Source organism: Chryseobacterium sp. AG363, from assembly GCF_003610675.1.
GTDB lineage: Bacteria > Bacteroidota > Bacteroidia > Flavobacteriales > Weeksellaceae > Chryseobacterium > Chryseobacterium cucumeris.
Map to the genome: position 1 here is coordinate 208,314 of NZ_RAQF01000007.1, position 26,814 is coordinate 235,127.

Annotated in this window: 21 protein-coding genes and 3 tRNA genes; 19 read left to right on the top strand and 5 right to left on the bottom strand. The window is 36.4% G+C overall.

Going from position 1 to position 26,814, the window contains the following annotated elements; translation table 11 throughout:
- Positions 1–5: 5 nt before the first annotated feature.
- Positions 6–833, top strand: coding sequence for a GLPGLI family protein (locus tag DEU39_RS22530; protein WP_120233442.1), 828 nt, complete (start codon positions 6–8; stop codon positions 831–833).
- Between the two features lie 56 nt (positions 834–889).
- On the opposite strand, the gene DEU39_RS22535 is transcribed toward DEU39_RS22530, so the two are convergent.
- Complete coding sequence (locus DEU39_RS22535; RefSeq protein ID WP_120233443.1) at positions 890–3,019, bottom strand: S9 family peptidase; 2,130 nt, start codon at positions 3,017–3,019, stop codon at positions 890–892.
- Between the two features lie 221 nt (positions 3,020–3,240).
- Here DEU39_RS22535 and DEU39_RS22540 point away from each other — a divergent pair, with 221 nt between their 5' ends.
- From DEU39_RS22540 to DEU39_RS22560, 5 genes are all read left to right on the top strand, one after another.
- Positions 3,241–3,714, top strand: coding sequence for a hypothetical protein (locus tag DEU39_RS22540; RefSeq protein ID WP_062675487.1), 474 nt, complete (start codon positions 3,241–3,243; stop codon positions 3,712–3,714).
- Positions 3,715–3,727: 13 nt separating this feature from the next.
- Positions 3,728–3,916 (top strand): DUF6496 domain-containing protein, encoded by a 189-nt coding sequence (locus DEU39_RS22545; protein ID WP_062675486.1) that lies wholly within the window; start codon positions 3,728–3,730, stop codon positions 3,914–3,916.
- Positions 3,917–4,356: 440 nt separating this feature from the next.
- Positions 4,357–5,952, top strand: a complete 1,596-nt coding sequence (locus DEU39_RS22550) for a sulfatase (protein WP_183037463.1) — start codon at positions 4,357–4,359, stop codon at positions 5,950–5,952.
- A gap of 16 nt (positions 5,953–5,968) precedes the next feature.
- A complete protein-coding gene (locus DEU39_RS22555) occupies positions 5,969–7,579 on the top strand; it encodes a sulfatase (RefSeq protein ID WP_228436880.1) in 1,611 nt (536 codons plus the stop codon).
- 42 nt (positions 7,580–7,621) lie between these two features.
- Entirely contained in the window at positions 7,622–8,719 is a 1,098-nt protein-coding gene (locus tag DEU39_RS22560; RefSeq protein ID WP_228436882.1) for a formylglycine-generating enzyme family protein, read from the top strand.
- A 2-nt stretch (positions 8,720–8,721) separates the two neighbouring features.
- Here the strand turns inward: DEU39_RS22560 and glgP are convergent, their stop codons facing one another.
- Entirely contained in the window at positions 8,722–10,386 is a 1,665-nt protein-coding gene (glgP, locus tag DEU39_RS22565) for an alpha-glucan family phosphorylase (protein WP_062675482.1), read from the bottom strand.
- Between the two features lie 205 nt (positions 10,387–10,591).
- On the opposite strand from glgP, the gene DEU39_RS22570 reads away from it, so the two are divergent.
- The 5 genes from DEU39_RS22570 to DEU39_RS22590 all read left to right on the top strand — a co-directional run bounded on the left by DEU39_RS22570 (position 10,592) and on the right by DEU39_RS22590 (position 17,343).
- Complete coding sequence (locus DEU39_RS22570; protein ID WP_062675481.1) at positions 10,592–11,389, top strand: hypothetical protein; 798 nt, start codon at positions 10,592–10,594, stop codon at positions 11,387–11,389.
- Between the two features lie 191 nt (positions 11,390–11,580).
- Positions 11,581–13,683 (top strand): T9SS type B sorting domain-containing protein, encoded by a 2,103-nt coding sequence (locus DEU39_RS22575; protein WP_120233463.1) that lies wholly within the window; start codon positions 11,581–11,583, stop codon positions 13,681–13,683.
- 84 nt (positions 13,684–13,767) lie between these two features.
- Positions 13,768–14,286, top strand: coding sequence for a DUF1572 family protein (locus DEU39_RS22580; protein WP_183037464.1), 519 nt, complete (start codon positions 13,768–13,770; stop codon positions 14,284–14,286).
- Positions 14,287–14,424: 138 nt separating this feature from the next.
- Entirely contained in the window at positions 14,425–15,771 is a 1,347-nt protein-coding gene (mtaB, locus tag DEU39_RS22585) for a tRNA (N(6)-L-threonylcarbamoyladenosine(37)-C(2))-methylthiotransferase MtaB (protein ID WP_120233447.1), read from the top strand.
- 54 nt (positions 15,772–15,825) lie between these two features.
- On the top strand, positions 15,826–17,343 hold the full coding sequence (locus tag DEU39_RS22590; protein WP_120233448.1) for an FMN-binding glutamate synthase family protein: 1,518 nt from the start codon (positions 15,826–15,828) through the stop codon (positions 17,341–17,343).
- A gap of 67 nt (positions 17,344–17,410) precedes the next feature.
- Here the strand turns inward: DEU39_RS22590 and DEU39_RS22595 are convergent, their stop codons facing one another.
- A complete protein-coding gene (locus DEU39_RS22595) occupies positions 17,411–18,184 on the bottom strand; it encodes a hypothetical protein (protein WP_062675477.1) in 774 nt (257 codons plus the stop codon).
- A gap of 55 nt (positions 18,185–18,239) precedes the next feature.
- On the opposite strand from DEU39_RS22595, the gene DEU39_RS22600 reads away from it, so the two are divergent.
- A complete protein-coding gene (locus DEU39_RS22600) occupies positions 18,240–18,677 on the top strand; it encodes an RNA-binding S4 domain-containing protein (RefSeq protein WP_062675476.1) in 438 nt (145 codons plus the stop codon).
- Positions 18,678–18,695: 18 nt separating this feature from the next.
- Here DEU39_RS22600 and DEU39_RS22605 read toward each other — a convergent pair whose 3' ends face one another.
- Positions 18,696–19,211: a shikimate kinase gene (locus DEU39_RS22605; RefSeq protein WP_034693808.1), complete on the bottom strand. Its 516-nt coding sequence runs from the start codon at positions 19,209–19,211 to the stop codon at positions 18,696–18,698.
- Positions 19,212–19,326: 115 nt separating this feature from the next.
- On the opposite strand from DEU39_RS22605, the gene DEU39_RS22610 reads away from it, so the two are divergent.
- The 3 genes from DEU39_RS22610 (at position 19,327) to DEU39_RS22620 (ending at position 19,645) form a co-directional block, all read left to right on the top strand.
- Positions 19,327–19,399, top strand: a tRNA-Lys gene (locus DEU39_RS22610).
- Between the two features lie 35 nt (positions 19,400–19,434).
- Positions 19,435–19,517 (top strand) — tRNA-Leu (locus tag DEU39_RS22615).
- A gap of 55 nt (positions 19,518–19,572) precedes the next feature.
- Positions 19,573–19,645 (top strand) — tRNA-Lys (locus DEU39_RS22620).
- A gap of 248 nt (positions 19,646–19,893) precedes the next feature.
- On the opposite strand, the gene panC is transcribed toward DEU39_RS22620, so the two are convergent.
- Entirely contained in the window at positions 19,894–20,742 is an 849-nt protein-coding gene (gene panC / locus DEU39_RS22630) for a pantoate--beta-alanine ligase (RefSeq protein WP_120233450.1), read from the bottom strand.
- Between the two features lie 171 nt (positions 20,743–20,913).
- Here panC and DEU39_RS22635 point away from each other — a divergent pair, with 171 nt between their 5' ends.
- The 4 genes from DEU39_RS22635 (at position 20,914) to gldK (ending at position 26,763) form a co-directional block, all read left to right on the top strand.
- Complete coding sequence (locus DEU39_RS22635) at positions 20,914–21,684, top strand: glycogen/starch synthase (RefSeq protein WP_034693703.1); 771 nt, start codon at positions 20,914–20,916, stop codon at positions 21,682–21,684.
- Positions 21,685–21,697: 13 nt separating this feature from the next.
- Positions 21,698–23,341, top strand: coding sequence for a DUF4270 family protein (locus DEU39_RS22640; RefSeq protein ID WP_120233451.1), 1,644 nt, complete (start codon positions 21,698–21,700; stop codon positions 23,339–23,341).
- 35 nt (positions 23,342–23,376) lie between these two features.
- On the top strand, positions 23,377–25,230 hold the full coding sequence (glmS, locus tag DEU39_RS22645; protein ID WP_062675473.1) for a glutamine--fructose-6-phosphate transaminase (isomerizing): 1,854 nt from the start codon (positions 23,377–23,379) through the stop codon (positions 25,228–25,230).
- 108 nt (positions 25,231–25,338) lie between these two features.
- Entirely contained in the window at positions 25,339–26,763 is a 1,425-nt protein-coding gene (gldK, locus tag DEU39_RS22650; RefSeq protein WP_062675472.1) for a gliding motility lipoprotein GldK, read from the top strand.
- The last annotated feature ends 51 nt before the right edge of the window (positions 26,764–26,814 follow it).

Sequence of the window (26,814 nt, forward strand, 5' to 3'; positions counted from 1 at the left end):
TTGTTATGAAAAGCTTATTATTTATATTGCTGGGAACTGTAATGTTTTTTTCCCAGAACAACAGGTTCATCTATGAGGTGAAATACAAGAAAGATTCAACCTCAAAAGATATTACCAGGGAAAATTATTATCTGGATATCACAAAAGAGGATATAGCGTATTACAACAGACTCAATTATATTAATGATTCAGTATTTACCGCTACCGGGCACTATGGATTTAAAGGTAATAGATTGACTTCTTTTTTAATAAAAAAGAAGGATGATAATATATACCAAAACTATGAATATATTGGAGATGTGAATTTTTATAGACTGTCTGAAGAAACGAAGCAACATTGGAATATTACAGACAGTATAAAGATTTCCAGTAATTTCCAACTTCAAAAAGCTACTACACAGTTCGGAGGAAGAAACTGGATCGCATGGTTTACTAAAGATATCCCAATGCCCTACGGACCTTATAAGTTTAACGGATTACCGGGATTGATTATGGAATTGTATGATACAAAAAAGAATTATTATTTTAATGTAATTAAGAGTGAAAAGATTCCGGATGAATATCAACGTAATTCATTAAATGCCTCTATATCCAGAGCAATTCCCGTTACTCAGAAAGATTTAAATAAACTAAGGCTGGACCTCTATTCCAATCCCTTTAAATATGTCTTGAATGGAAATCTGACCATGCGCGAAGGACAAAAATTACAGCTTGATGATGGTACAATTCTCTCCAAAGAACAGCTGAAACCCGCAGAAGCCAACGAAAGAAAAAAGTTAAAAGCCTTTAATAATCCTATAGAACTGGATAAAGCGGTGAAATACCCTAAATAATAAAAATCCCTTTCAGAATTTCTGAAAGGGATTTTTTATGAGTTATAAATTTAATATTATAGATTATTCAGGATGAAATCCGTCATTTTCTGGTATAACTGAGGTCTTGTCAGTCCACCGTAAATTCCGTGGTTTTTATCAGGATAAGCCATGAAATCAAACTGTTTTTTGTTTTGAATCAAAGCTTCAGAGAACTCCATAGAATTCTGGAAGTGAACGTTATCATCAGCCGTTCCGTGAATCAGAAGGAATTTCCCCTTCAACAGATTAGCATATTCCGTAGGAGAATTTTTATCATATCCATCCGGGTTTTCCTGAGGTGTTCTCATAAATCTTTCTGTGTATACAGAGTCGTAATATCTCCAGTTGGTTACCGGTGCTACAGCAATTCCCACTTTGAAGACATCAGCTCCTTTAGTCATTGCCAAACTTGTCATATAACCACCGAAGCTCCATCCGAACATTCCGATTCGGCTCTTGTCAATATAAGATTGATTCCCGAACCACTTGGCTGCTGTGATCTGATCTTCGATCTCATATTTTCCTAAATTCATATAGGTTACTTTCTTATATTTTGCTCCTTTATAGCCTGTTCCACGGCCGTCTACACAAGCAACAATATATCCTTTTTGTACAAGGTGATTGAACCACATGGCGTTTCCGTTGTCCCATGAGTTGGCAACCTGCTGAGATCCAGGTCCGGAATACTGGAACATAAATAAAGGATATTTCTTGTTCGGATCAAAGTTTTTAGGCTTCATGATCCAGGCATTCATCTGATCACCTACAGCGTTTGGAATCGTAATGAATTCTTTTTCAACAAAATTATCAGCTTTTAGTTTCTGTAACTGGTCATTGTTGTTCTGAAGTTCTTTTACCGCTTTTCCGTTACCGTCTTTTAAAACATAGGTATAAGGTTTAGATGCTGTAGAAGATGTTTCAATGAAATAATTATAGTTTTTACTGAAGTTTGCAGAGTTGTTTCCTTCTGCATTAGAGATCAGCTGAGTTTTTCCGTTGTCAATATTTACTTTGGAAATCACCTTATTAATGCTTCCTTTTTCAGTTGTCTGAACGTAAATTTCTTTAGATTTTGGATTAAAACCATAATAATCCGTTACCTCCCAGTTTCCTTTTGTGATCTGTTTTTTCAACTTACCATCTTTGTCATACCAGTACAGGTGACGGTTTCCGTCTCTCTCAGAAGCCCAAAGGAAGGAATCATCTTCAAGGAATTCAAGAGTAGGACTGTCTGTATCAATCCATTTATCATCCGTTTCAGTAAATAACTTCTGAACTGCTCCTGTTTTGGTATTTACCTTTAAGATATCCGAAGCGTTTTGTATCCTTTCAGACGTAATTAAAACAATTTCGTCCGGTTTTGCAGTCTGGAATACATTCGGAATATAATAGTTTTTGAAAGAACCTAAGTTCAGCTGCATTGTTTTTCCGTTATCAAGACGGTATAGCTGTGCTGAAACTACAGAGTTTTTCTCACCTGCTTTTGGATATTTATAACGCATTTCAGCCGGATAAAGGTTTTTTCCATAAATGGGAATATAGATTTCCGGAACCTGGCTTTCATCAGACTTCACAAATACGATAGCATCAGAATTTTTTGTCCACTCATATTGTCTTGCATGCCCGAATTCTTCTTCATATACCCAGTCTGCCAAACCATTCAGGATAGAGTTCTTTTTACCATCCGTAGTAATCTGTGTGATTTTTCCGGAGCTAAGATCCTGATAGAAAAGATTATTGTCAGCAATAAAGGCCACTTTTGTAGCATCCGGTGAAAATGTAGGCTCCTGAACCGGTTTTCCTTCATTAAGGCTGATTACTTTCCCGGATTTTAAATCTTTTACATCAAATTTCCCCAGAAAAGAATGTCTGTAAATAGGCTGGCTTCCTGTCTGTAAAAGGATTTTAGATTCATCATCAGAAAAAATATAGCTTTCAAACCTTCCATCCACAAGATTTCCTTCCTTCTGTGAAGTTTTGTAAGAATATTTTGCAATTCCCGAAGGTTCAATTACAAGATAGTTTTCTCCGTTTTTCATAGAAGAGATTCCTGCAATCCCTTTTCCACGGTAATATCCTGAATATATTTTATCTAAAGTAATTTCCTGTGCTGAGACATTTTGAAATACAGCAGCAACAGTAAGAGTTAAAAGGAGTTTTTTCATTTTCAATTTTAATGATTCCAAATTTAATAATTCTTACTTACATAACCATATAAAATAAAAATCGCGACCTGATATCATTTTTTCTTACTCTTTCAGGAAAATGTTTTTTAGTTTTCGAATCTGAAGTAATTGAAAATATTCATTAATGAAATTTCTTTAAAAAGGCAATTTGGCAAAAAAATTGAATATATAACAAGTATAAATCAAATGAAATAATAATTATGGAAACGAATGCATACAACCAGAAACTGAACCGTTATGTATTGAACGATCAGATTGTTTATACAGGTTTTTCCAGTTTTAAAGACGCTGAAGAATGTGCCCATAAAAAAGGAGGAACATTGGTGGAAGTCGTTTTTAGAGACGGAAATGATAATCCCGAAATTACTGATGAGGCGGGGTTGATAGAGAAAAAAATTCATTACTATGTGTATGCAGGCGATGAGTATAAATTTATCCATTCCTCAGATCCGGGATTTAGAAAATATGCAGATGAGCTGCAGAAAATAAAAGCAAAACTGCAACAATCTCCACCGGATGAAAGGTATTTAGCCAATTTTGAGATTGAAAATGCGGAAGACCCGATTATTGTGATCAAAAATGATCATTTTGAATCGGTAACATCGAGAGAGCGTTCAAAATATTTGAAACATGCGTGTGTCTATGAATTAGGGGTATCCCTGCCAAAATCTTAAAAAAAATCTGATCATGAGCAAGACTAAATATTCAGAAAAAGCTCAGGACAAAGTAGGAAAGGTAATGCACGAATTCAAGGAAGGAAAATTAAAGTCTTCTTCCGGAAAGAAAGTAACAAGCAGAAAACAAGCCGTAGCCATTGGTATTTCTGAAGCGCGGGAAAAAGGTATGAAAGTACCATCGAAAAAGAAAAATAAGTAATTCATCATCCGGAAAGAAAAACTTTCCGGATTTTTTTTATTTCATATCCTATATTTTATCTGTTTCGAACAATAAATAGGCAAAAGAAGTAATGAGAAAATTAGCTGGTTTTGTTTTTTTATGCAATTTTTCCTGTATTTTGATGTTGTTTATTTTATTTTAAATACTTGTAAATGTGTGTTTTGTGTTATTGATGTATATATGCTGTAGTTCACTTTGCTAGAGTTTGTAGTTTTTTGTTGCAAATTCGCATCACATTCATAACTCATTATCTTATTTCGATTCAAAACACAAATGATGAAAAAGAATTCTTAATGTTTTGTGGATGTTTAAAGTTTTTCTTTTTTCAATATTTAATCAATAACAGCCTTGGGGATTTTTTCTTTACTATTACGGTGCAACTCACATTCTTACAAGGCTGGTTTTTAAAACTAATTGATATGTTCAGAGTTTCAACTTTAAAATCAGTTTATATTCTTCTATTGATTTTATCATTTAATATAATTGCAGGACAATCACAAAAAAAGTCTAAGCCCAATGTAATTTTTATTGTCGTTGATGACCTGAGGCCGGAACTGGGAGTTTACGGTAATTCAACCATTAAAACACCCAATATAGATAAGCTGGCAAGAAGAGGTACAACTTTTACAAATGCATATTGTCAGGTAGCAGTTTGTGCCCCTTCCAGAGCCAGTGCCTTAACGGGTTTACGGCCGGATTCCACTAAGGTATGGGTGCTGGGAGAAGAATTTCGTAAAATACATCCTGATGTGGTAACGATTCCCCAGCAATTTGAAAAATTCAATTATCATACAGTATCTATCGGAAAGATTTTTCATAATCATATGCCTGATTCTATCTCTTTTCGTGAACCGGATCTCCGTCCTGAAGGATATGCCGTTAAAAATATGATAGACAGAGATCCGGAATCTTTTTATTTCAGTGGTGAACTTAAAGCTGAGCTTGCTGCCAAAAGATTGGAAAGATTAGCCAAAGATCCTAAAAGATATGGGAATGGCTGGGCATACGGACGTTCTGTAGAAGTTGCAGACTGTCCTGATGATTCGCTGTATGACGGAGCTCAGACATCACTTGCTATTCAGACCATCAACCGTATTAAAAATAAAAAGAAACCCTTCTTCCTTGCATTGGGGTATTTCAGGCCGCATTTACCTTTTGTAGCTCCCAAAAAGTACTGGGATCTTTATGATCCTATGCAAATACCTATGGCGGATAACAATTTTATTCCGTTCAACGCACCAAGTATGGCTATGTATAACCAAAGAGAGATGACTGCTTGCTATGATCTGGAATACGTAAAACATCCTGCCTACTTCCGGATGCCTGAAAAGGAAGCCAGAATGCTCAAACATGGGTATTATGCTTCTGTAAGTTATGTTGATGCCTGTATTGGGCGGCTTGTAGATGAGCTGGAAAAACAAAAACTAATGGACAATACCATTATTGTATTATGGGGCGACCATGGCTGGAAACTGGGTGAGCATAACGCCTGGGGCAAGCAGACTAATTATGTAAATGATACCCGTGTTCCTCTTATTGTATATGCACCTGGAATGAAAAATCCGGGAAGTAAAAACAATGAACTGGTAGAGATGGTAGATCTTTATCCTACCCTCTGTGATCTCGCAGGAATAGAAACACCTGCTTATCTGCAAGGCATAAGTTTTAAAAAGCTTCTGAATGAAAATAGTGTCGAATGGAAAGGAGCAGTATTCAGTCAGTTCTTACGCCCTGCCGGAGAAGGAATAGATCTTAATAAAAAAAATTACATGGGATATTCAATGGTGACCAAAAGCTATCATCTGATAGAATGGTACTATTGGGATAAAGTAACCCAAAAACCGGGGGAACTTGTGGCACGGGAACTTTATAATCTTACCTCAGATCCGAAGGAGAATTTCAATATAGCAGTTTATCCCGAAAATAAAGACATTCTGGAAAAGCTTTCTGAACAACGTAAAAAAGGATGGAAAGAAGTGAAAAATAAGCTGATAACAAATAAGTCTTATCAATAAAAGAAAATTATACCTCATGAAGAATTTCAACTTTTTAAAAATAGTATTCATTATATTGATTTGTAATTGCATGGCGGTGAGAGGTGTAAGCTTTAATAAAGATAATCCCAAACCTAAAAAAAGTGTAAGATCCGCTATCAAGCAAACAAGACCCAATATCCTGTTTATTCCTATTGATGATTTAAGACCAGAAATGGGCTGCTATGGAAATACAGTTATAAAAACTCCTAATATGGACAAACTTGCAGCAAGAGGAGTAATCTTTAATAGGGCATACTGTCAGCAGGCGGTATGTAATCCTTCGAGAGCAAGCCTTCTGACAGGTCTAAGACCAGATTCCGTTCGTGTATGGGATCTTCAGACAGATTTCAGGAAAAATCTGCCGGATATAGTAACCCTTCCGCAGATCTTTAAAAATAATGGTTATTATACAGTAGGAATTGGAAAAACCTTTCATAACACTTTACCTGATGATAAATCCTGGAATGAAGAACTTCATGTAAATGGATACCCTTTTGATCCGGACGCAGTGTATCAGCTGGAGAAAAACAAGATGATTCAGAAAGAAAAGGAGCTTGCCCTTGAGAAAATAGGAAAAGGAAAACCGGATGCTTATGGATTTATCTATACAAAGGCTAATTCTGTTGAAATGGCAGACGTTGATGATGATGCCTATTATGATGGAGCGCAAACAACCATGGCCATTCAAAAGCTGAAAGAATTAAAAGGAAAAGATAAACCTTTCTTTTTTTCAGTAGGTTATTACCGTCCGCATTTGCCATTTAACGCTCCTAAAAAATACTGGGACTTGTATAACAGAAACGACATACCTCTTGCGAAAAATCAATTCATACCTGAAAATGCTCCGGAATTTGCCGTACATGGTGATGCTGAACTGAGAGGGTATACGGACAGATCAGACCTGCCTTTACCATCGGAAAAGCCATATGATTTGGAAAAGCAAAAGGAAATTCTCCATGCTTACTATGCCTCTGTCTCTTATACAGATGCTCAGATAGGCAGGCTTTTAAAAGCCTTGGATGAATTAGGACTGAGTGAAAATACCATTATTGTATTGTGGGGAGACCATGGCTGGAAACTTGGAGAGCATAACAGTTGGTGTAAACAGAGCAATTACGAGATTGATACCAGAGTGCCGCTTATTATCAGCGGGGCAGGAGTAAAGGCAAAAGGAAAATCAAGCAATGCACTTACAGAGTTTGTTGATATTTATCCTACTTTATGTGATATGAGCGGAATAAAAATTCCCGATTATCTTCAGGGAATCAGTATGAAACCTTTGCTTTCGGATCCTGAACGTAATTGGAAAGCAGCAGCCTACAGCCAGTTTTTATTAGGCAGATTCGGAGTAAAAACGAGAGGTGTGCAAAATGTAGAAAGAATGGGATATGCGATCCGTACCGACCGGTACCGATATGTAGAATGGTTCGAATGGAATAAAGAAACGGAAAAGCCCGGAGACTATCTGGCCAGAGAACTTTATGATCATAAAAATGATCCTGATGAAAATATAAATATTGCTGAAGAAGTTTCTTCTAAAAAATTAGTCAATCAGCTTTCACTTCAGTTGAAAAAAGGATGGAGATACAGTAAACCGAAATCATAAAAAACTGTAAATATTCAGATAAAGATGATGTTTTCCATAAAGATGATAATTTGTACAGGAGTATTAAGTTTGGTATGTTCCTGTAGCAAAAATAAAGCCGTAGAACCTGTGGGAAATAAACCCGGGCATACCTGCATGACTATTCCGAAGAGATTAGGGACAACAGATTCTTCTCATATCAGTTTTAATGGAAAAACTTCTCTGGAAGCAATGGTGCTAATCCCTGGAGGAGAGTTTGATATGGGAGGCGATAATAGTCAGGCTGATCCAGATGAATACCCTAAACATAGAGTGAAGGTTTCTCTGTTTTATATGGATATAACAGAAGTGACGAATGCACAGTTTAATAAATTTGTAAATGCTACAGGCTATATCACAACGGCAGAACGTAAACCCGATTGGGACGAATTAAAAAAAAACCTTCCTAAGGGTACTCCGAAACCTCCGGATAGTATATTGGTAGCTGCTTCATTAGTATTTAAACCTACCAGCGGACCTGTGGATCTGAATGATTACAACCAATGGTGGAAATGGGTAAAAGGTGCTAGCTGGAAACATCCTGAGGGACCGGGAAGCAATATTGAAGGAAAAGACAACTATCCTGTAGTACATATAAGCTGGGATGATGCACAGGCTTATTGTAAATGGTCCGGTAAACGTTTGCCCACAGAAGCAGAATGGGAATTTGCAGCACGGGGCGGATTAAAAAATAATATATATCCATGGGGAAATGAACCCGTCAATGAAGGAACTCCTAAAGCAAACAGCTGGGAAGGAAAGTTTCCGTACCTCAATGAAAAGAAAGACGGTTATAGTACCCTTGCACCTGTACAATCATTTAAAGCCAATGGATATGGATTGTATGATATGGCGGGAAATGTTTGGGAATGGTGCAGCGATTTATATAATTATGATTACTATAAAAAACTGGAAGGCACAATGGCTCTAAATCCGAAGGGTGCTGACAAGTCTTATGACCCTCAGGAACCTTATAGTGTAAAGCGCAGCCTTCGTGGAGGAAGCTTTTTATGCAATGATAGCTATTGCAGTGGATACAGGGTGGCCCGGCGTATGAAAAGCAGCCCTGATACAAGTCTTGAACATACCGGATTCAGGTGTGTTCAAGACATTACTTATTAATTCTATTTTTGATTATTATAGAGGATCCGGTAGTATTCATCCGCCATCCTGTCGCTGTTGAAATGATCTTTCACATCATTCATGGCATTATGCTGAATTTTTCTCCATTCATCAGGGCGATCATAATACGTGGGAAGAATTTCGTTTTCAAGGATTTCATATAATGTATTTAAATCATAATTATCCTGTTCATAAATGCTCATATTCTGATAATCTGCTTTAGGAACAACGAAAGAATTTTCTCCGTGTTTGGCAAATTCCGGAATCCAGCCGTCGTCTGTGGATAAATTGACAGAGCCGTTCATAGCAGCCGTCATACCAGAAGTTCCGGAAGCTTCCCTTGGAACTCTTGGGTTATTAAGCCATACATCAGAACCTTGTTTTAGAGACTTACTTAAAGAAAGCTCGTAGCCTGTAAGAACAGCTATATTTTTATGATTTTTACTTTCTTCCACCAGTGTATTGAAGGTGGAAATAGCAGAGTAGTCCATTGGGTAAGGTTTTCCTGCCCAGATGATCTGTACCGGATATTTGGGATGGTTCAGAAGTCTGTAGAATCTCTCCTTATCATGCAAAAGAAGCTCTGCTCTTTTGTAGCCTGCAAATCTTCTTGCCCATACAATCGTAAAGATATTAGGATTAAATAAATTTCCTGTTTGATCGGCAACAATACTGAACAGTTTTTTCTTTAAATATTTCTTACGGAAATCGAAAGCAGTGGCATCATTTTCATCTTTTGCATTGTATAAAGGTTTATCAGACCAATATTTAAATTCCTGAGCATTAGTAATAGAAGTGATTTCACAGATTCCCGGATATTTATTCCACATGGCTCTGGAAACGACTCCATGAAGCTGTGAAACGCCATTGGCCATTCTTGCCATTCTTAATGCACAGAGAGAGTGATTGAAACGGTCATCATCAGATCCTTCAATCTTTTTCACTTCTTCCATGCTGTATCCCGAAAAATAGGACATGTCATAACATAATCTGAAGCTGTGCTTTTCATTACCAGCTTCTTCAGGAGTATGAGTGGTGAAAACCAGTTTTTCTTTAACTTTATCAAGATCTCCGTTATATTTTCTCAGAAGATAAAAGGCTGCCGGAAGTCCATGAGCTTCATTAAGATGGTAAACCTCTCTCTCAATGTTCATTTCATCCAGTAGCTTGGCTCCTCCTTTCCCCAATAAAATATATTGAGCAAGTTTTGTAGATTCATTCGCATCATACAGCTTGTGACAGATTGTTTTGGAAACATGATCATTTTCCGGAACATCTGTAGAAAGGAAAAACATGGGTGCCGTATTGAAAATTTCAGGATCAAGGTACCAAACTTTTACCCAAACCGGAGCACTATGGATTTCAATTTGGAATTTTATTCCGGTGTCTTCAAGAAAACTGTACATCTTTCTCGTCCATACAGGTTGTAAAGTCTGATCGTGGTTTCTTGCCTGGTCATAATAACCAAATTTCCATAGGATACCGATTCCAATAAGATCCTGCTTAAGATTATAAGCACTTCTCATGTGAGATCCTGCCAGAAAGCCAAGTCCACCCGAATATATTTTCAGTACCTGCTCAAGAGCAAATTCCATTGAGAAATAAACGGCTTTTTTTGAATATTGAGGATTAATCGTGTAAGGTATTCTGAAATTCCTGAAATCCATAAATGTGGGTTTGTGTTTAAAAAGGCAAAGGTATTAATTATGAAAATAAACTTTACATTAATTAATCGATAAATTAATAAAAAAAACTAAGTATTGAATTGTTTTTTTACTTACCTTTAAGAGGGTAAATTTTTGATTATCAAAAACTTTTAATGATGAAAGCCATTGGCTGCATGTGTTCTTTAATTAAATAAAAAAATCACACATGAAAAAGACGTTTTCTGAAGAAGATCTGATAAAGAATCTTAGCTTATACTACCTTAATCGGCATTTGAAAAAAAAGCCAATGGAAAAGTATCACCGTACCATAGATGAATCTCCGCTGCATGACCGTGAAAAATACAGAAAGAAATCCGAGATTCTGCTTCTCAATTCTTTTATGCATCATTTTCCCGAAGTGAAATTTGAAAACCTTACCTGCGAGAGTCCAGACTTTATCGCCAAATTAAACGACAAAAAAATCGGAATAGAACTGACTGAAGTAATCAATCATCTGGAAATGAAAAAAGTAGAAAGTACTTTGAATAAAATGTTCCGTCAGGCAGAAATATTATTAGAACAGGAAGACACTACGAAATATCGTGGTGTTTATTTTTTAGAATTCCACCCGGAAACCAAATTTGATAATCTGGAAATACAACAGGAAAATATCATCAGCATTTATAAGAGCATCAAAAAAAATAAAGGAGTGGGATGTGTAAAAAGTGTAAGAAAATCTTTCCATCGCAGAAATGTATTCATAACCCATGAATACAGCATGAATCTGTTTGATGAACTATGCTCAGAAAAGATTCTGGAACTCATCGAAAAAAAGAATGAAAAATTCCCATATTATGACACCTCAGTAGATGAATGCTGGCTGGTCATTGTTTCCGATATGAATTCTATTGCTTCACGATATACCTTCATTCAGGATAAAGAACATTTAAGAGAAGTAAAAAGTCCTTTCCATAAAATATTTCACCTGGAAAATCTCTGTGGAAATATTACAAGTATAAAATAAATATTGTGTATTTGATTATTTGTTGTATAATTTGATATAATGTAGATTATTTTGAATTATTTAATGTTTTAATTTGTAATAGTTTAAAATTGTTTAGATTTTATTGTTTTTAATTAAAATAAAGTTATATTTGATGTGCATTGATTATCAATGCAATGTATAAGTGCTATAACCATAAAAACATTCAATCTATGAGAAAACTTTTACTTTTTATACTTCTATGTCTCTCTCATACTTTCTATGCTCAGGCCGATTGTGCTACCGCTCTTTCCGTTTGCGGAAATTCAAATATCACGTATAGCCCTACTGGGTATGGTAATATAAAAGAATTGGTTAACTCAGGAAGCTGCATAGACTTTACAGGGGAGCACAATTCAATCTGGTATAAAATTACAATTGCTACAGGAGGAACGCTTACCTTCGATCTGGTTCCTAATAATCCGGATGCTGATTACGACTGGGCAATTTTTGGTCCCAATGTAAACTGTGGAAGTCTGGGATCACCTATTCGTTGTAATGCGGCAACCGTTATTGGGCCTGGTCCTGCAACAGGATTAAATATGACAAGTACGCTTTTAAGTGCTGCAGGAGGTTCTTTAACTCCTTATTGCAGATATCTTGATGTTTTGCCGGGACAGACTTATTATTTATTTATCGATAACTGGGTGAGCAGCACCAGTTCTACTACAGCACCGTTTTCTTTAACGTGGGGAGGAACTGCCACACTGGCTTCACCATTTACCGATCCAAATATTCAGACTCAGCCATTTATTCCTCCGGGTATTCCGGCGGCAAATCCTGCAGACCCAAGAGAGGTTGTAATATGCTCTGCTACAGCTTTGTTTGATTTTTCTACCTTATCCTCCGGAATTCTCAACGGAAATCAAAATTTTGGGGTAAGTTATCATCTGAGTCAGAATGATGCCTTAACAGGGAATAATCCTATTACAGCTCCTATTACAGTCAATACAACAACTGTCTATTATTACAGCATCAATTATACCGATCCGGCCAATGCATCTAATCCGCTTAATAAATGTAAACAGGTTGGAACATTTAAATTTAAAAATGGTTCTATTACAGCCAAAAATGCGATTTTGACCCAATGTAACAATAATAATGCAGGGACTGCTTTATTTGACTTAACCACAGCGGACGTTATTGGAAACCCAAATGTTACTAAGAAATACTATCCTACAATGGCGGATCTCAATGCCGGAACCAATGAGATTACCACCCCAATGGCATTTGTTTCTGCAGAAGGAATTATCTATGTAAAGGTAATCTCAGAATTTGGTTGTACTGCAGTCGCACAGATTACTTTGAAATTTTATCCGGTAGTGGTTGTGAATGAAACAACCCTGAGATCATGTTTCATCGAAGCCAGCCCAGCCACCGCTTCTTTCAATCTTGTCAATGCTTCAGTAACCGGGCAGACCAATCCGACAAAAAAATATTATCCTTCATTGACAGATGCTGTTAATCAGACCAATGAAATCCTGAATCCCAATAATTACATTGCACCCAATGGTTTTGTATACATAAGGGTTTCTAATGCTCAGGGTTGTTATAATGTCGCTAAAGTTACTTTGATCGTTATTCCGCCTGTCTATTCTGATAAACTTAAAGATGTGACTATTTGTGCAGAAGACCAGACTACGCTGGATGCAGGACCCGGATTTAAAAGTTACGAGTGGAGTACAGGAGCTACTACACAAACCATTAAAGCAGGAATAGGAGTATATTGGGTAAAACTTAAAACAGGAGAATGTGTTACCACACAAACTGTAAAAGTACTTCCTTCCGAGCAGCCGGTTGTTTCCGGGATTGATATTTCGAATAACACAATCACAGTATCCGTAATAGGTGGAACTCCTGCCTATAAATATTCAATTGATAATATCATCTGGCAGGATTCCAATGTTTTCAGTAACCTTTCCAGAGGAGATCATAAAGTATATGTAAAAGATGCCTATGACTGTGATCCGATAGAAATAGGAATTGTTGTCCCTAATCTGATCAATGTGATTACCCCGAATGCAGATGGAATAAATGATGTGATTGATTATTCAGCCTTAGCGAACAAACAAAACCTGATCATGAATGTCTTTGACCGCTATGGAAATAAAATCTTCCAGGCAGACAAATCCAATGGCTATAAATGGGATGGTACCCAGGGTGGAAGAAGAGTCCCTACAGGTACATACTGGTATTCTATCACATGGAATGAAAATGATAAAAAGAATACGGCCATTAAATATACAGGCTGGGTTCTGGTGAAAAACAGAGAATAATAATAAAACAGATAGAAAAAACCACTTCAATTGAGGTGGTTTTTAGTTTTAAAAGTTATTAAATTAGGAAATAAAATAGAAAGAATGAAAGACCTGCTTGTAAAACGCTTTGAATACTATAAATCTCTTGGTGATAAAACCTTTGAACAGTTAACATATGACCAGATGTTCTGGCAGTATAATGAAGAAAGTAATTCTATTGCCATTATTGTAAAACATCTTGCAGGAAATATGCTTTCAAGATGGACCAATTTCCTGACTGAAGATGGTGAGAAATCCTGGCGTAACCGTGATGGAGAATTTGTCAATACTTTTACCACTAAACAACAGGTTCTTGATTTTTGGGAAAAGGGCTGGAAATGTTTTTTTGATGCTCTTGATAAAATAAACGAGGAGAATCTCTATTCCACAACGTACATCAGAGGAGAAGCACATCCGGTTATTGATGCCGTTCTTCGTCAATTGGCTCACTATCCTTACCACATCGGACAGATTGTTTATATTGCGAAAATGATAAAGAATGAAGATTGGAATACGCTTTCAATTGCCAGAAACCGATCTCAACAGTTTAATACAGAAATGAAAACCAAATTTTCAAATTAGGATCCGGATACCAATTCATCGCCTGTCTGCCTTCAAAACAGCCCCGAGGTAAGAGACGAATATAAACAATAGATTGAATCAATCTTGGATTCTTATTAAAATTACTATCTTTGCACCCATAAAATTCAGGAGTAACAAATGTCTACTTTTCACAGAACTGCCGCGTTTCATACACTTGGCTGCAAATTAAACTTTGCAGAAACATCTACTATTGCCCGTCAATTAACAGATGCAGGTTATGATAAGGTAAGCTTTGATGAAAAAGCGAATGTGTATGTTATCAATACATGTTCCGTGACAGAAAATGCTGACCGTGAATGTAAACTTCACGTGAAAAGAGCAATGAAAGCCAATCCGGAAGGACTGGTGGTAATTGTTGGATGCTATGCACAGCTAAAGCCTGAAGAAATTTCACAGATTGAAGGAGTGGACCTGGTTTTAGGAGCAAAAGAAAAATTCAATATTCTGAGCTACCTGGATGATTTGGAGAAATCTGAGAGTGAAGGCGTAGTGCATTCATGTGAAATTGAAGAAACCGATTTCTTTATCGGAAGTTATTCTATTGGGGACAGAACCAGAGCTTTCCTGAAAGTACAGGACGGCTGTGATTACAAATGTACTTACTGTACCATTCCATTAGCCAGAGGAATTTCACGTTCTGATACCATCGAGAATGTTCTTAGAAATGCCACGGAGATCGCTGCGAAAGATATCAAAGAAATTGTTCTTACAGGGGTGAATATCGGTGATTATGGTAAAGGAGAATTTGGAAATAAAAAACACGAGCATACTTTCCTTGATCTTATTTCAGAACTGGATAAGGTAGAAGGAATAGAAAGAATCCGTATCTCTTCCATCGAACCTAATCTTTTGAAAGATGAAAGTATTGAACTGGTTTCTAAAAGCAAAAGCTTTGTTCCGCATTTTCATATTCCGTTACAATCCGGAAGCGATGATCTTCTGAAAAAGATGAAACGTCGTTACCTGACCAAGCTTTATCATGACAGAGTGAACAAGATCCGCGAGGTTATGCCTCATGCGGCTATCGGCGTGGATGTTATTGTAGGATTCCCGGGAGAAACAGAAGAAAGATTTATGGAAACTTATAATTTCCTTAATGAGCTTCCTATCACTTACCTTCATGTATTTACCTATTCTGAAAGAGAAAATACGGAAGCTGCAGCAATGGAAGGAGTAGTTCCTGTTGCGGAAAGAAAAAAACGTAATAAAATGCTGAGAATTCTTTCTGAAAAGAAGAAAATGGCATTTTATCAGACACAACTTGGAAAAACGCTTCCTGTTCTTTGGGAGCACGAAAATAAAGACGGGAAAATGTTTGGCTTCACAGAAAACTATGTGAGAGTCCAGAAAGACTTTGATCCTGCATCCATCAATCAAATTGAATTTCTAAATTTAGAAAAAATACTGTCAGATGGCACGGTTTCTGTGCAATCTTCTTACCAAAATTTTTTAGCAAAAGCATAGGCTCTTTGCAAAAATTCTACTAAATTTATTTTTAAACTTTTAAATACTACATTCATGAGAGATAAGTTTTTATCTTGGGGAATTGTATTAGTAGCTGCTACATGGATTATAGCAATACTGATCAGAGCGCATTATTGGATACCTACGCTGTTATCCGCAATTTATGCATTGGGTGTTTACAATGCTTACCAATCGAAACATGCTATTTTGAGGAACTTTCCTGTATTGGGATACTTCAGGTATTTTTTCGAAAGTATTTCACCCGAAATGCAGCAATACTTTATTGAAAGGGAAACAGATGGGAAGCCATTTCCAAGAAACCAGCGTTCTGCAGTATACAGACGTGCAAAAAATTTAAGTGATACGGTAGCTTTTGGTACGCAGCTGGAAGTAAATCACAGAAAGTATGAAGGGATCAAGCATTCTATTTATGCAAAATCACCATCAGAAGAACTTCCGAGAGTATGGGTTGGAGGAGAACAATGTACACAGCCTTATCATGCTTCTTTATTTAACATCTCAGCAATGAGTTTCGGGGCCTTGAGTGACAGAGCACAGATTTCACTGAACAGAGGCGCAAAAAAAGGAAACTTCTATCATAATACAGGGGAAGGAGGAATTTCACCTTATCACCTGGAAGGAGGAGATCTTTGCTGGCAGATCGGTACAGGGTATTTCGGATGTCGCGACGGCGAGGGAAAATTCAATCCTGAATTGTTTACAAAATATTCCACCCTTCCTAATGTGAAAATGATTGAAATCAAATTATCACAGGGAGCAAAACCAGGACACGGAGGAGTGCTTCCGGGAGTAAAAAATACACCGGAAATTGCAGCGATTCGTCATGTCACACCGGGAATGACCGTTATTTCACCACCCTCACACAGTGCTTTTTCTGATGCCGCCGGATTGCTGAGGTTTGTACAGCAGCTAAGAGAACTTTCAGGAGGAAAGCCGATTGGTTTTAAACTTTGTATCGGTGATACCAAAGAATTTGAAGATATCTGTGTACAGATGAATGTATTGAAAATTTATCCTGATTTCATTACCATAGATGGTGCAGAAGGAGGAACAGGAGCTGCACCACCGGAGTTTTCAGATGGAGTAGGGATGCCATTGGAGCCTGCTTTGATTTTTGTGAACAGAACGCTTAATAACTATAACCTGAGAAGTAAATTAAGAGTGATTGCCAGTGGTAAAGTTCTTACCAGTCTTGATATTCTGAGAGCAGTCGCAATGGGTGCAGACATGTGTAACAATGCCAGAGGATTTATGTTCTCTCTAGGATGTATTCAGGCATTGAGATGTAACTCTAATAACTGTCCTACAGGGGTGGCAACACAGGATAAAATGCTTATTAAAGGACTTGATGTGACAGATAAGGCAGAAAGAGTATATCATTTCCACAAAAATACACTCCATACCTGTAATGAATTAATTGCTGCTGCAGGAAGAAGCTCTTATGAAGAAGTAGATGCCACCATGTTTATGAGAGGTGATGAGTTTGATCACCTTGCAGACCTTTATTTCCCTGATATCTTAGGAAATGTAAAACAGAAAGCAAGACCGTAATTACAGTTTACATCATAAAAAAACACCGTTTGAATAACGGTGTTTTTTTATATAATTATTTTTTATTTTATTGCTGTTGTTCCTGTGTTTGTTTGTCATCACTTGGTCTGTCCTCTCTTCCATAAATCTGAAAGTTGAATACAAAAGATTTATTTCTATAAGAAGTATTTAAATACGGATAATGAGGATTTCTTGCAAAAGCAGCTCTGGAAGGAACGATGATTACTCCTTGTAAGTTATAAGGTGTTTCACCGGTAAGATTATCAAATGCTTTGAATTTCTGTAAAGCTTCTCTAAATCCTGGAATTTGATAATATTTTGCTTTTTTTGCGGCATCCGGGGTAGTAACAGTGCTCAATATTGATTTCTTTACATAATAATACATTGGGTCAATAACAGGTACACCCGTTCCGTCAATGGTATTTAAAAAGGCGGCTTTTGCTTGAAACGTAGTGTTTCCATCAGAATTAACGGCCAGATACGAGTATCCTCTTCCCATAATTTTGATAATATCATCATCCTTGATGGTTTGATTAGGTGTAGGATTAACAGGCTGAGCACCGCTTCTCATTATATAGATTGTTCCTGAAGGAAGCGTTACAGGCGAAAGCTCAGATAATTTTTTTTCATTATCATCTGACGTGTCCGTAGAGCTGAAAGCTTTTATATTACCCTGCGCATCCAGATAATTCTCATCCATGAATTTCTTAATTGCCTGATCATCATAGGTGTTTTGCGTAGCAATATCTTCCGGTTCTACATAGGGTGATGTATCATCATCTTTCTTACAAGCAGAAAAACACAAAGATCCTGCAAGGATATATAAAAATATTTTTTTCATTTCAAAAAACTTTAATTACTTTACAAATAATATAACGGCAAAAGTATAAAAAATTATGAGAATAGATAAATTTTTATGGAGCATTCGTTTTTATAAGACGAGAAGTATTGCAGCAGAGGAGATTAAAAAGAATAGGGTTTCTATAGGAACGTCTGCCGTAAAGTCATCTAAAGAGGTAAAAGAAGGAGATACGATCAAAATCCGTAAGAATCAGATTGATTATAAAATAAAGGTAATTCAGATTCCTAAAAGCAGAATTGGGGCCAAGCTGGTTCCTCTTCATATTCAGGATGTGACAGATAAAGAGCAGTACGAACTGTTGAAGCTCCGTAAAATGTCACAAGACTATTACAGAAACAAAGGAGAGGGAAGACCTACCAAAAAAGACAGAAGAGAAATGGATGAATATGTAGGCAATGATATCGACTCCGATTTTACAGACTGGGATGATTTCTTCGGAGAGACCGGCGGTGAAGATGAGGATGAAGATTAATATAAAAATAGAAAAGCTCTAGAGATAGAGCTTTTCTATTATTTCGTTGACAATGTCTTCCGGTTCTCTGGAATCTGTCCCTACAGTGAATTGTGCTTTGCTGTAAAATTGATTTCTTTCAAATAAATGCTTGGCAATGAATTCCGGCAGGTCTTCATCGGATATATTGGCAATTAATGGCCTTTTTTCTTTCTGTTTTGAAAGTCTTTCCACCAATGTCCCAACTCCTGTTCTTAAAAAAATACTCTTGGAGTTATGATTAATAATCTCCATATTATTATAATATACAGGAGTTCCTCCACCAAGGCTTAAGACAACATTTTCTTCAGAAGCCAATATCTCTTCAAGCGCCTCTCTTTCCAGTTTTCTAAAGTAAATTTCTCCCTTTTTCTCGAAAATTTCAGGGATGGTTAATTTATTTCTTCTGGAAATCTCTTTATCAAGATCAATTAATTTAAAATCTATTTTTTCGCTTAATATTTTGGAAATGTGAGATTTGCCACTTCCCATGTATCCGATCAATGAAATTACCATGAAATTTTTTTTAACAAATTTGCGAAAAAGTTTTGAGATAAAGAAAAAAGTCATATCTTTGCACCACTTAAAACAAGGGACATTACTTAAATGAAAACTTGTTGCACAAGTGGCCGACTCGGTAGCTCAGCTGGTAGAGCAATACACTTTTAATGTATGGGTCCTGGGTTCGAATCCCAGCCGGGTCACTAGCAATAAAAATTACTGAATTTGTAATTTTATTGCCTGCGTGGTGAAATTGGTAGACACGCCATCTTGAGGGGGTGGTTTCCTAAGGATGTGCTGGTTCGAGTCCAGTCGCAGGCACTGCAAAGAAAATTTTATAATTAATATTGAAATTTATTTCATTTTAATTGCGGCCGACTCGGTAGCTCAGCTGGTAGAGCAATACACTTTTAATGTATGGGTCCTGGGTTCGAATCCCAGCCGGGTCACAAGTTTACTGAAAAGTAAATTTTTTTCATATTAATATTTTGTGATTTGGTGTTTCAAAGGCTTCCTTCAGGAGGCCTTTGATTTTTGTATGAACTCAAGTCTAAACTTCATCTCGTTTTGTTTTTTTGTATTTAATAATAATAATAATAATAATAATAATAATAATAATAATAATAATAATAATAATAATAATAATAATAATCCCCAGCTGAAATAGCCAGGGATAATATATTTTAATAGATAAAGATTAATCCAGATGTATGTTGTCAATTAATCTTACTCCATCTACTACAACTACGATGAAGGCTCTGAAATTTCTGTCTTTATAGAAAAAATCTGTCTCCTGTAATGTATTTTCATCAGCAATCAGAAAGTATTCAAGCTTCATACCCTTCTGATCATCAAAAATATCAGCTACTCTTTCCTTGATTTCCGGAATACTGACAGTTCTGAACCAGTCGTTTACTTTTTTTAAAGTCTCATAAATTACTTTAGAAGCTTCTTTTCGGTCTTCATGAAGTCTCTGGTTTCTTGAACTCAGTGCCAGTCCGTTTTCTGCCCTATAAATAGGAACTCCGGTTATTTTAACGGGAAGATGTTTTTTCTCCACCATTTTTTTAATAATAGCAAGCTGCTGAAAATCTTTTTCACCAAAATAAGCATTATCAGGCTGTACCTGTCTGAAAAGCTCTTCTACAACAGTTCCTACTCCGTTGAAATGTCCCGGTCTGGATTTGCCTTCCATTTCATTTTCCAGTCCGTCAAAATCATACGACTGGCTTTCAGTTTTTTCAGGGTAAATATCTGCTACCTCTGGGATGTAGACAGCATCTACAAGGCCTGAATTCTGAAGAATAAGGATATCTCTGTTAACATCTCTTGGGTATTTTTCAAGATCCTCAGGATTGTTGAACTGAGTTGGATTTACAAAAATTGAAGAAATGACAAGATCATTTTCTTTTCTTGCCTCTTCATACAGAGAAAGATGGCCATTGTGCAGGGCACCCATAGTAGGGGCAAAGCCAATTCTTTTTCCCATTTCTTTCTGTCTTTCAATGAAATCCTGAAGGACTTTTCTGTTTTTTAGAACTTCCATAGTTTATTTTAATACTATTTCAAAAATACTAAAAATATCGCATAATAATATGTACTTTTAATAATTTGAAAAAGGGAATTTTCGTAAAAAAATGTTAATTAAAATAATGTTGGATGTTTTTTTGTAATTTTGCACATTAAAGCATTTTTACAAAAATTAGATAGAAAGTTTATGCCGAATCAAAAAATACTGTACATTACTACAGAGATGTATCCATATCAGGAAGATACAAATATGGCTGCAGTGGTAAACAAAATGGCACTTAAGATGCACCAAGAAGGCAATGATGTAAGAGTTTTTATGCCAAGATTTGGACAAATAAGTGAGAGAAAGTTCCAGCTTCATGAAGTAATCCGTCTTTCAGGGATGAATATTATTATCAATGATCTGGACCAGCCTCTGATCATTAAAGTAGCGTCTCTTCCGGGGGAAAGACTTCAGGTTTACTTTATTGACAATGAAGAATACTTCAAAAGAAAACAATATTATTTCGACGATGAAGGAAACCCTTTCGAAGATAATGATGAAAGAGCTATTTTCTTTGCCAGAGGAGTTATTGAAACCATTAAGAAACTAAACTGGGTGCCGGACGTTATCCATTTAAATGGATGGATGTCTTCTTTTGTTCCAATTTATCTTAAAACTTACTACGAATCCGATACTTATTTCAAAGACGCAAAAATTGTACTTTCTCTTTACAATGAGAAAGATGCTGACCTGGACAAAAAGATCGATGAAAAGTTACAGTTTGATAATATTTCGGGATTAAAAGCGTTAGATAACCCAACTATTAAAAGTTTTGTTATCGAAAGTATGAACTATGTAGATGCCGTTGTAAAAGGTGACGAGTTTCTGGATGAAGACCTGGATAAGGCTTTCAATGAAACAGCAACCCAGAAATCGGAATATCTGGACGTAGATTCTATAAATCAACTTTATTAAAAACACATTTTTAATGACTCATAATCTTAAAAAGACCTTCGCCATGCTTGTATTGGCGATATTTGGAAGTGCACTCCTTTATAATTGTGAACCGGATCCGGATTCTCTTGGTGAGCAGCTGTTTAATGGTGATGCAGCACAGGGCAATGAAATTGCCTACCCTGTTATTGCATACAATTATGATAACAACGATTCAATCAGAAGTGATGCTTCAAGACTAATCAGTGGGTTGAGTGAATCAGGTGTTACTACAAATGTTGCTGTTCTTGGAGCCTTTACTGAATCCCAGTTTGGAATGCAGAGAGCATCTTATGTTACGCAGCTAAGAATGCCGACAGATAATTTTGACTTCAACGGTGCGAATCCAAAAGTAGATTCCGTAGTCCTTGTAGTAAGACCACCTGCAAATACAGCTTCGAATACTTACTTCTTTGAAGGTGATTCATTAAGAACAAATACATATACAAAAACAGATTTCCCGGTAGACGGAGTAGCTACGGAAGTTTCCATTGAGAAAAAAACTTATCCTGTTCGTAAATACGGTAAAATAGGGGGGGCTTCAAAATCAATGAAAATCAATGTACACGAAGTAACTACGTTCTTAGATACAAACGATGATAGTTTCAAACGTTCCAATAAACCCATAAGTACTGGTGAACTACTTGGATCAGGGGTATTTGACGGTAACATCAGTTCTACATCTATCACTAAAAAATCAGACAACTCAGTTGTATTTACTGGAAACTTAGGATTCAGAATGAAGTTAAGTAATACAAATTTTTTTCAGACTCATATTCTTGATAAAAAAGGAAAACCTGAACTTCAGGATGCTGCTAACTTTATCAGATATTTTAAAGGAATAAAAATTTCTGTGGACGAAACGGATAGATATCTGTATCAGTTCTCTCCTAATGACTTGCAGGTTATCATGTATTATAAATATGATAAGACAGACAACGGAACAACCACAAGACCACAGACAACACTTAATTTCAACCTAGGAAGTGCTAATGCACATATCGGGCTGTATGAATATAACAGAACCGGATCTGCTGTTAAAGACGCATTGGACAATAGTACCCCTGCTGAAGGAGATGAAAGACTTTTTGTTCAGGGAATGGGAGGCCCTTCTGTGGTAGTGAAAATTAAGGATGAGACTATTAATGAACTTAAGGAAAAGTTAATCACAGATAAAGTAGGTATTGTAAGTGCTAAGATCAGAGTATATCTGGATCCTGCAACATGGAAAAATACTGGTTCTACTGAAGATCGTAAGTTTACACTTTTAAACAATACATTAAATGCGGGTAAAATTGATTACTCAAAGTTAACATTCACTTCAGATCTTACAAACGGACTAGGTTTATATTATTATAAAGAGAATCCTGGTTATTATGATTTTGTAGTTACAAAAACAGTCAAGGATATTGTTGAAGGAAAAACAGAAACAGTAGGAGATGCTACACAGCCGATTGTTAATAAACCATTAATTATCAATGCAGGAGCATTTGCAGCAAGTGCTACAGGGACCCTTTTAGGAGTTCGTAACACAACAAGAGCATTTGATATGAACAGAATTATTCTGACAGGAGTAGCTAAAACAAATGCGAATCCGAAGAGAATCCAGCTGATGGTGACTTACGGAACGAAAAAATAGAACACGATAACAAACAACACTAGACAAAATAAAATATGTGCGGAATAGTAGGATATACAGGTTTTCAAGACGCTTATGAAATTGTAATTAATGGTCTTAGAAGATTGGAATATAGAGGGTATGACAGTGCCGGAATTGTTTTAGAAGGACCAGATAACAAGCTGGAAGTAGAAAAAACAAAAGGTAAAGTTGAGGATTTGGTGAATATTTCAAAAGAACTAAAAGGAACGTCTAAAATTGGAATGGGACACACCCGTTGGGCTACCCATGGAGTTCCAAGTGACAGAAATTCCCACCCGCACTTGTCAAACAACGGAAAAATTGCAATTGTACATAATGGTATTATTGAAAACTATGATACCATTAAAACAATGCTTACTGAGAAAGGCTTTACTTTTAAATCAGAAACAGATACTGAAGTACTGGTAAACCTTATCCAATATTTTATGGATCTTAATCCGGATATCGACTTCCCAACTGCAGTGAGATATGCATTGAATGAAGTATATGGTGCTTATGCAATCACTGTACTTCATGAAGATTATCCTGGAGTATTGGTTGTAGGAAGATTAGGTTCTCCTCTTGCAATCGGAATCGGAGATAAAGAATATTTTATTGCATCTGATGCTTCTCCTTTCGTAGAATTTACAAAAGAAGCTATATATCTTGAAGAAGGACATATGGCAACAATCTCTCTGGAAAATGGAGTAGATATCAGAACCATCAATGAAAACTCTAAGATTGAGCCTGAAATCCAGGAACTTAAATTGAGTCTTGAGCAAATAGAAAAAGGTGGATATGAGCACTTCATGCTTAAAGAAATCTTTGAACAGCCTAAATCTGTACACGATACAATGAGAGGTAGGCTTCTTGTGGATGAGGGAGTCATAAAAATGGCCGGAATCTGGGATCATGTTGAAAAATTCAAAAATGCTAACAGAATTATCATCATTGCTTGTGGTACTTCATGGCATGCAGGGCTTATCGGAGAATATCTGATAGAAGAATATGCAAGAATCCCTGTGGAAGTAGAATATGCATCAGAGTTCAGATACAGAAACCCGATCATTACAGATAAAGATGTAGTGATTGCCATTTCTCAATCTGGAGAAACAGCGGATACCATGGCTGCTTTAAAACTAGCAAAAGAAAAAGGTGCATTTATATATGGTATATGTAATGTTGTGGATTCTTCCATTGCAAGAATTACAGATGCTGGTTCGTATACCCATGCCGGTCCTGAAATCGGGGTTGCTTCTACCAAAGCATTTACGGCTCAGCTTACCATTCTTACTTTAATTGCATTTAAATTAGGAAAACACAACGGAAACTTAGGAAACGCTGAATTTATGAGCTTAATTGCTGAGCTTGATGCTATTCCTAAGAAAATTGAAGAAGTGTTGAATACTACTCATGAGCTTACGCAGAATATTGCAAAAGACTTTGTGAAAGCTACCAATTTCCTTTACTTAGGAAGAGGATACAATTATCCTGCAGCCTTAGAAGGAGCCTTAAAATTAAAAGAAATTTCTTATATCCATGCAGAAGGATACCCTGCTGCAGAAATGAAGCACGGTCCGATTGCCCTGATCGACGAAAATATGCCAATTGTAATTATAGCACCTAGAAAAGGCCACTATGATAAAATTGTAAGTAATGTTCAGGAAATTAAAGCGAGAAAAGGAAAAATTATCGCTGTAGTTAATAAAGGAGACCGTCAGGTGAGTGAAATGGCAGATTATGTTATCGAAATCCCTGAAACTTCAGAATGTTTCTCTCCAATCGTTGCTTCCGTACCTCTGCAGCTGCTTGCTTATTATATTGCAGTATATAGAGGAGCCAACGTAGATCAACCGAGAAACCTTGCAAAATCTGTTACCGTGGAATAAAAAGTTGTTGTAAATAAAATAAATTTAGATTTCTTCCGTTATTTCAAAAAAAATCTTAAAAGTTTCTTAAAAAAATTATATATTTACGGCTTAATTATAAAAATTAACATGAAAAGGATATTTCTTTTATTATTGTCTGCGTCGGTAGCATCGGTATCTTGTTCAGGTGGTGGCAGCTCTTCTGTAGGGAAGCCAGGAACAAAAGGAGAATTGATACCAAGAGAAAAAACTAAATCATTTGTTGCGGAAAGACCATACGGAATGGTTGCAATTCCTGCAGGTTCATTTGTTGCTGGTTTAGCAGACCAGGATCCAACAAATACTCCTGAAAAAGCAGCATTGAAGACAGTTACTGTTTCTTCTTTCTTCATGGATGAAGCAGAAACTACCAACTCGGAGTACAGAGTATTTATCAATTATGTAAGAGATTCTATCGCGAGAACTTTACTTGCTGAAGCTGCCGGAGAAGGTGGTGATGAAGGCGGACGTAAAGGAGCAGCAATAGGAGATTATGCATATCTTGCTAAAAAAGAAGAAAATTTAACACCTTATCAAGAATATATGGAAGGCCAGGGTGGCCGGGAAGACGGAAGCTATGATGCCAGTAAAAGATTAGATTGGAAAATTCCTTTACACTGGAGCACATCAAAATATCCGGATGTAGAATACGCAGAAGTTTTGGAATCTATGTATCTGCCTTCTTCTTCAAGAATCGGAAACGAAAGAATTTTAGATGTAAGCAAGCTGAAATATACTTACCGTTGGGGAGATATGGACGCTGCAGTTGCAGATAACGAAAGAGGAGCTAACTACCTGAAAAGCGAAAGTATCGCGATCTATCCTGATACTACAGTTTGGGTAAAAGATTTCCACTTTGCTTACAATGAGCCATTGTTTGAACAGTATTTCTGGCACAAGGCTTACAAAGACTATCCTGTTGTTGGGGTTACCTGGGATCAGGCAAGGGCTTATTGTAACTTCAGATCTAAATTGAAAACAGATTACAACGAAAGTTTAAAAAGAAAAAAACAAAGACCATTAGAGTTCCGTCTTCCAACAGAAACTGAATGGGAATATGCTGCAAGAGGAGGTATGCAAAATGCTACTTACCCTTGGGGTGGTCCATATTTAATGGACGACAGAGGTTGCTATCTGGCTAACTTTAAGCCGAAAAGAGGTAACTATATGGAAGACGAGAAAAAAGGTACTTATACATATACAGCTCCAGTTAAGAAATTTAAGAAAAATGGGTTTGGGTTATTTGATATGGCTGGAAACGTTTCTGAATGGACACTATCTTCATTTAACAATTCTTCTTCAGGATTCTCTTCTACATTAAATCCTTCTACTAAAGATAAAAAGGATACGAAGAAATCTGTAAGAGGTGGTTCTTGGAAAGATATAGGTTATGCACTAATGACAGGTGCTAGAGATTGGGAAAGAAAAGATTCCGCAAGAAGCTATATCGGATTCAGAACTGTACAGGATATTCCTGAAGCAGCTGTTAAACCAAGAAGAGTTAACAGAAATTAATCAGACAATTTTTCAATAACAATTTTATTTAACATTAAAAAAACTAACTCA

Coding starts and splice junctions, on each gene's coding strand:
- mtaB (WP_120233447.1), top strand. CDS start 14,425: ATGTCTACTTTTCACAGAACTGCCGCGTTTCATACACTTGGCTGCAAA.
- glmS (WP_062675473.1), top strand. CDS start 23,377: ATGTGCGGAATAGTAGGATATACAGGTTTTCAAGACGCTTATGAAATT.
- DEU39_RS22570 (WP_062675481.1), top strand. CDS start 10,592: ATGAAAAAGACGTTTTCTGAAGAAGATCTGATAAAGAATCTTAGCTTA.
- DEU39_RS22640 (WP_120233451.1), top strand. CDS start 21,698: ATGACTCATAATCTTAAAAAGACCTTCGCCATGCTTGTATTGGCGATA.
- DEU39_RS22575 (WP_120233463.1), top strand. CDS start 11,581: ATGAGAAAACTTTTACTTTTTATACTTCTATGTCTCTCTCATACTTTC.
- DEU39_RS22600 (WP_062675476.1), top strand. CDS start 18,240: ATGAGAATAGATAAATTTTTATGGAGCATTCGTTTTTATAAGACGAGA.
- DEU39_RS22535 (WP_120233443.1), bottom strand. CDS start 3,019: ATGAAAAAACTCCTTTTAACTCTTACTGTTGCTGCTGTATTTCAAAAT.
- DEU39_RS22590 (WP_120233448.1), top strand. CDS start 15,826: ATGAGAGATAAGTTTTTATCTTGGGGAATTGTATTAGTAGCTGCTACA.
- DEU39_RS22545 (WP_062675486.1), top strand. CDS start 3,728: ATGAGCAAGACTAAATATTCAGAAAAAGCTCAGGACAAAGTAGGAAAG.
- DEU39_RS22555 (WP_228436880.1), top strand. CDS start 5,969: ATGAAGAATTTCAACTTTTTAAAAATAGTATTCATTATATTGATTTGT.
- DEU39_RS22540 (WP_062675487.1), top strand. CDS start 3,241: ATGGAAACGAATGCATACAACCAGAAACTGAACCGTTATGTATTGAAC.
- DEU39_RS22605 (WP_034693808.1), bottom strand. CDS start 19,211: ATGGTAATTTCATTGATCGGATACATGGGAAGTGGCAAATCTCACATT.
- DEU39_RS22550 (WP_183037463.1), top strand. CDS start 4,357: ATGTTCAGAGTTTCAACTTTAAAATCAGTTTATATTCTTCTATTGATT.
- DEU39_RS22560 (WP_228436882.1), top strand. CDS start 7,622: ATGATAATTTGTACAGGAGTATTAAGTTTGGTATGTTCCTGTAGCAAA.
- gldK (WP_062675472.1), top strand. CDS start 25,339: ATGAAAAGGATATTTCTTTTATTATTGTCTGCGTCGGTAGCATCGGTA.
- DEU39_RS22635 (WP_034693703.1), top strand. CDS start 20,914: ATGCCGAATCAAAAAATACTGTACATTACTACAGAGATGTATCCATAT.
- DEU39_RS22595 (WP_062675477.1), bottom strand. CDS start 18,184: ATGAAAAAAATATTTTTATATATCCTTGCAGGATCTTTGTGTTTTTCT.
- glgP (WP_062675482.1), bottom strand. CDS start 10,386: ATGGATTTCAGGAATTTCAGAATACCTTACACGATTAATCCTCAATAT.
- DEU39_RS22580 (WP_183037464.1), top strand. CDS start 13,768: ATGAAAGACCTGCTTGTAAAACGCTTTGAATACTATAAATCTCTTGGT.
- DEU39_RS22530 (WP_120233442.1), top strand. CDS start 6: ATGAAAAGCTTATTATTTATATTGCTGGGAACTGTAATGTTTTTTTCC.
- panC (WP_120233450.1), bottom strand. CDS start 20,742: ATGGAAGTTCTAAAAAACAGAAAAGTCCTTCAGGATTTCATTGAAAGA.